This is a genomic window from Staphylococcus arlettae (assembly GCF_002902345.1).
Classification (GTDB): domain Bacteria; phylum Bacillota; class Bacilli; order Staphylococcales; family Staphylococcaceae; genus Staphylococcus; species Staphylococcus arlettae.
In genome coordinates, this window is record NZ_PPQB01000022.1 from 210,604 (window position 1) to 216,603 (window position 6,000).

Consider the following 6,000-nt stretch of genomic DNA (forward strand, 5'->3'; position numbering starts at 1 on the left):
GAGGTGGAAAAATGAACCGTCAATCCACTAAGAAAGCGTTAGTTTTACCATTTATTATTATGGCGCTCACGGCAATTGCACTTGTAGTAGTATGGTTTATTTTCAGCCAACTCATTGCAGGTATTGCCGGGGCAATATTAATTGTGATTATTATTCTCACAGCATTAATGGTGAGGCAAGCGTTGCACAAGATGGACAATTATGTAGACGAACTCAGTGGACACATATCAGCTGGTAGCAATACTGCTATTAAACACTTACCTATTGGTATGATTGTAATAGATGAAAATGAAAACATAGAGTGGATGAACCAGTTTATGTTAGAGCGTTCAGCTAGAAACGTAATTTCTGATCCGATTAATGAAGTATATCCTAATATTTTAAAGCAACTAGAAAAAACCAAAGAAATTGAAATCCAAGATAATGAATATTACTATCGTGTAAGATATTCAGAAGATGAACACGTAGTGTATTTCTTTGACATAACAGAAGAAGTACATACGAATGAACTGTATCAAGAATCAAAGCCGATTATTGCGACTTTATTCTTAGACAATTATGATGAAATCACACAAAATATGAACGATACGCAACGATCTGAAATTAACTCTATGGTGACACGCGTTATCAGTCGTTGGGCATCAGAATATGATATTTATTTTAAACGCTATAGCACAGATCAATTTGTGGCATATTTAAACCACCGAATCTTAAATGATATTGAAGAAACGAACTTCGATATACTCAGTCAATTACGTGAAAAGAGTGTAGGTTATCGTGCGCAATTAACATTAAGTATCGGTGTCGGTGAAGGTTCGGAAAACTTAATTGACTTAGGTGAATTATCACAGTCAGGTCTCGATTTAGCCTTAGGCCGTGGAGGTGACCAAGTCGCTATTAAAAATATGAACGGTAACGTACGTTTCTATGGCGGTAAGACTGACCCAATGGAAAAACGTACGCGTGTAAGAGCACGTGTTATTTCACATGCCTTAAAAGATATCTTAATGGAAGGCGACAAAGTAATTATTATGGGTCATACACGACCTGATTTAGACGCTATTGGCGCTGCTATAGGGGTATCACGTTTTGCGATGATGAATAACTTAGATGCCTACATCGTGTTAAATGATTCAGATATTGATCCAACGCTACGACGTGTTATGGATGCTATTGATGAAAAACCAGAATTAAAAAATCGTTTTATCAATTCGGATGACGCATGGGATATGATGACTTCAAAAACAACAGTAGTCGTTGTTGATACGCATAAACCAGAAATGGTCATTGATGAAAATATTTTAAACAAAGCAAACCGTAAAGTAGTCATTGACCATCATCGACGTGGAGAAAGCTTTATTTCAAGTCCACTATTAGTATATATGGAACCATATGCTAGTTCGACAGCAGAGTTAGTCACAGAGCTGCTAGAGTATCAACCGACGGAACAACGGTTAACACGTTTAGAATCGACGGTCATGTTTGCAGGTATTATCGTCGATACACGTAACTTCACATTACGTACGGGTTCACGTACGTTTGATGCTGCAAGTTATTTACGCGCACACGGTGCAGACACTATCTTAACGCAACATTTCTTAAAAGATGATATTGATACGTACATTAATCGAACAGAGTTAATTCGTACGGTCGAATTACAAGATAACGGTGTAGCTATAGCACACGGTCCAGACGATAAAACTTATCATCCGGTGACAGTTGCACAAGCAGCCGACGAGCTGTTAAGTTTAGATGGTGTAGAGGCATCTTATGTCGTAGCACGTAGAGAAGAAAACTTAATTGGCATGTCTGCCCGCTCTCTAGGTGCAGTCAATGTGCAATTAACAATGGAAGCATTAGGCGGCGGTGGCCATTTAACTAATGCGGCGACACAACTGAAAGATGTTTCCGTAGAAGAAGCCATTGCACAATTACAACAAGCAATAACAGAACAAATGAGTAGGAGTGAAGACGCATGAAAGTAATATTCACACAAGACGTTAAAGGTAAAGGTAAAAAAGGCGAAGTTAAAGATGTACCAGTAGGTTATGCAAATAATTACCTTATTAAAAATAAATTAGCTGTCGAAGCAACAGCTGGAAATTTAAAACAATTAGAACAACAAAATAAAGCTGCTGAAGCGGAGAGACAACAAGAAATTGACGATGCTAAACAACTAAAAGCGCAATTAGCAGACATCGAAGTTGAAGTTTCTGCAAAAACGGGTGAAGGCGGTAAAATGTTTGGCTCAGTAAGTAGTAAACAAATCGCTGAAGCTTTAAAAGCGCAACACGACATTAAATTAGATAAACGTAAAATGGATTTACCAAATGGTATCCATGCTTTAGGTTATACAAATGTACCAGTGAAATTAGACAAAGAAGTAGAAGGTACGATTCGTGTGCACACGGTTGAACAATAATTTTGGATTGAGATATGAGGTGTAATTGGAAAAATGGATGGAATGTATGAACAAAATCAAATGCCACATAGTAACGAGGCTGAACAATCTGTCTTAGGTGCCATTATCATCGATCCAGAATTGATTAATACTACTCAGGAAGTGTTGCTTCCTGAGTCCTTTTATAGAGGGGCGCATCAACATATCTTCAGAGCAATGATGAACTTAAATGAAGATAATAAAGATATCGATGTAGTCACTATTATGGATCAACTGTCGCAAGAAGGCCGATTGAGTGAAGCAGGTGGTCCACAGTATTTAGCAGAATTAACAAACAACGTTCCGACCACACGTAACGTTCAATACTATACTGAAATTGTCTTTAAGCACGCCACAAAGCGTAAATTAATCCAAGCAGCTGATAGTATTGCGAACGATGGTTATAACGATGAATTAGAACTTGATACGATTCTAAATGATGCTGAACGTCGTATTTTAGAGTTATCATCTTCACGTGAAAGTGATGGCTTTAAAGATATTCGAGATGTGCTAGGAGACGTATACGAGAATGCAGAGTTACTAGACCAAAATAGTGGTCAAACACCAGGTATACCAACAGGATATCGCGATTTAGACCAAATGACTGCAGGTTTTAACCGTAATGATTTAATTATTTTAGCTGCACGTCCATCGGTAGGTAAGACTGCCTTCGCTTTAAATATCGCACAAAAAGTCGCGACACATGAAGATATTTATTCAGTAGGTATTTTCTCGCTCGAGATGGGTGCTGACCAATTAGCTACACGTATGATTTGTAGTTCGGGGAATGTTGATTCAAACCGTTTGCGTACGGGTACGATGACTGAAGAAGACTGGAATCGTTTTACGATTGCTGTCGGTAAGTTATCACGTACGAAAATCTTTATAGATGATACGCCAGGTATTCGTATTACTGATATAAGATCTAAATGCCGTCGACTGAAACAAGAGCATGGTTTGGATATGATAGTGATAGACTATTTACAGTTAATTCAAGGTAGTGGCTCTCGCTTTTCAGATAATCGTCAACAAGAAGTCTCTGAAATTTCACGTACACTGAAAGCAATTGCCAGAGAATTAGAGTGTCCGGTCATCGCGTTAAGTCAGTTATCACGTGGTGTGGAACAACGACAAGATAAGCGACCAATGATGAGTGATATTCGTGAATCAGGGTCTATCGAGCAAGATGCGGATATCGTCGCTTTCTTATATCGTGATGATTATTATAATCGTGGCGAAGATGATGAAGACGATGATGACACAAACTTTGAGCCACAAACAAACGACGACAATGGGGAAATAGAAATTATTATTGCCAAACAGCGTAACGGTCCGACAGGTACCGTTAAATTGCACTTTATGAAGCAATATAATAAATTTACTGACATTGATTATGCGCATGCCGAAATGGGATAAGAAAAAAATATAAAATTATTTTTACCGTACATTAAACTGATACATGTATTTAATGTACGGTTTTTATTTATTATTTTCACAATATTTTTAATGGAAGTATGTGTTGTATTTTTGATTATAACACTTTTAAAACATTGATATGACAATGATTAACACTAAATTATCAGAAAATAAAAATACAGTGATAGCATTGTGTTTTCGTCAAATCAATGTTCGATTTTTGTTTGCAATATAGCTCATCTCTTGGTAGAATACGTAATGGTTAATTGAGAAAAACTTGGAGGTGCTCATATGTCATCAATCGTAGTAGTTGGGACACAATGGGGAGACGAAGGTAAAGGTAAAATTACAGATTTCTTAGCAGAAGAAGCAGACGTTATTGCACGTTTTTCAGGTGGTAATAACGCAGGTCATACAATTAAATTCGATGGAGAGACTTATAAATTACACTTAGTACCATCTGGTATTTTTTATAAAGACAAACTCGCTGTTATTGGTAACGGTGTAGTTGTAGATCCAGTCGCATTATTGAAAGAATTAGATGGACTAAATGAAAGAGGTATCTCTACAGATAATTTACGTATTTCAAACCGTGCGCAAGTTATTTTACCTTATCATTTAAAACAAGATGAATATGAAGAAGAGCGCCGTGGAGACAATAAAATAGGCACAACGAAAAAAGGTATCGGTCCTGCATATGTGGATAAAGCTCAACGTATTGGTATCCGTGTTGCCGATTTATTAGACAAAGCAACGTTTGAAACAAGATTAAAAGAAAACCTTGAACATAAAGCAGCGTATTTCAAAGGCATGTTCGATAAAGAATGTCCTACATTTGAAGAAATTTTCGATACTTATTATGAAGCTGGACAACGCTTAGCACCATTCGTTACAGATACAGCTAAAGTATTGGATGATGCATTTGTTGCAGAAGAAAAAGTATTATTCGAAGGTGCACAAGGTGTAATGTTAGACATTGACCATGGTACATATCCATTTGTTACATCAAGTAATCCAGTTGCTGGGAACGTAACTGTAGGTGGCGGTGTAGGTCCAACATTTGTGTCTAAAGTCATCGGTGTATGTAAAGCTTACACATCACGTGTAGGTGACGGTCCATTCCCAACGGAACTCTTTGACGAAGATGGTCATCATATCCGTGAAGTTGGTCGTGAATACGGTACAACAACAGGACGTCCACGTCGTGTCGGTTGGTTTGACTCTGTAGTATTACGTCATTCTCGTCGTGCAAGTGGTATTACTGATCTGTCTATTAACTCAATCGACGTCTTAACAGGTTTAGACACAGTGAAAATTTGTACAGCATATGAGCTAGATGGTAAAGAAATTACTGAGTACCCAGCAAACTTAAGTGACTTACAAAGATGCCAACCTATCTTTGAAGAATTGCCAGGTTGGACAGAAGATGTCACAAAATGTCGTACATTAGATGAATTACCAGATAACGCACGTAGATACTTAGAACGTATTTCTGAATTATGTAATGTTAACATTTCAATCTTCTCAGTAGGTCCAGATCGTAATCAAACAAACTTAATTGCACCTTTATGGTAATAATATAGTTAGTCCTTATCGACAACAGTTTTCTGTCTGTCGATAAGGATTTTTTTGTGCTATAAATGAGGGTGATTGTGCGGGTTGTCTATCCGAGAGGCTTACAGCTAACATATTACAGTGGGTTTTATACAGTAACGGTAAAAAAGAAGCTAGAATGCGCACTTAGTGTTAGCACAATAATGTTGCTATGTGTAGCAGGTAATAATTATTAAGTGATGGTGTGCAGACGTTAATCGTTGCTTGTTCGTAAGCATAGTAGTGAATAGAACGTTTATGCAGATTATAAGATAATGCGTTCTCTATGTTGCGTATCGCTCGACAGAGAAAAGCATTATATTGAAGGTTATTTGTTAAGCGAGTTAACGGTTTTTTTAGCTACTAACAGCGGTTAATCAAACGAATTCACACTTTATACAATTAATAAGGAAAATTATACTAAAAAAATTTAAAAAATAGCTTGTCTTCATTACGAAGAGTTGCTATAATTATTTTTGTGCTTAAGAGAGGCTCCTTGGTCAAGCGGTTAAGACACCGCCCTTTCACGGCGGTAACACGGGTTCGAGTCC

Annotated in this window: 4 protein-coding genes and 1 tRNA gene (1 of these 5 only partly in view); all 5 read left to right on the plus strand. The window is 37.3% G+C overall.

Translation table 11 applies throughout. From position 1 onward, the window contains the following. The first annotated feature begins 11 nt into the window (after positions 1-11). Positions 12-1,979: a DHH family phosphoesterase gene (locus CD036_RS11130; protein WP_103388675.1), complete on the plus strand. Its 1,968-nt coding sequence runs from the start codon at positions 12-14 to the stop codon at positions 1,977-1,979. Then, the gene (rplI, locus tag CD036_RS11135) at positions 1,976-2,422 is read left to right on the plus strand and encodes a 50S ribosomal protein L9 (protein WP_002510625.1); all 447 of its coding nucleotides are present in this window, start codon (positions 1,976-1,978) and stop codon (positions 2,420-2,422) included. The genes CD036_RS11130 and rplI overlap by 4 nt, the downstream gene beginning before the upstream one ends. Before the next feature lie 33 nt (positions 2,423-2,455). Next, a complete protein-coding gene (gene dnaB, locus CD036_RS11140; protein WP_002510626.1) occupies positions 2,456-3,856 on the plus strand; it encodes a replicative DNA helicase in 1,401 nt (466 codons plus the stop codon). A 291-nt stretch (positions 3,857-4,147) separates the two neighbouring features. After that, positions 4,148-5,431, plus strand: coding sequence for an adenylosuccinate synthase (locus CD036_RS11145; RefSeq protein ID WP_103388676.1), 1,284 nt, complete (start codon positions 4,148-4,150; stop codon positions 5,429-5,431). Positions 5,432-5,939: 508 nt separating this feature from the next. Further along, positions 5,940-6,000, plus strand: a tRNA-Glu gene (locus tag CD036_RS11150) (it continues 21 nt past the right edge of the window).

Coding starts and splice junctions, on each gene's coding strand:
- rplI (WP_002510625.1), top strand. CDS start 1,976: ATGAAAGTAATATTCACACAAGACGTTAAAGGTAAAGGTAAAAAAGGC.
- dnaB (WP_002510626.1), top strand. CDS start 2,456: ATGGATGGAATGTATGAACAAAATCAAATGCCACATAGTAACGAGGCT.
- CD036_RS11145 (WP_103388676.1), top strand. CDS start 4,148: ATGTCATCAATCGTAGTAGTTGGGACACAATGGGGAGACGAAGGTAAA.
- CD036_RS11130 (WP_103388675.1), top strand. CDS start 12: ATGAACCGTCAATCCACTAAGAAAGCGTTAGTTTTACCATTTATTATT.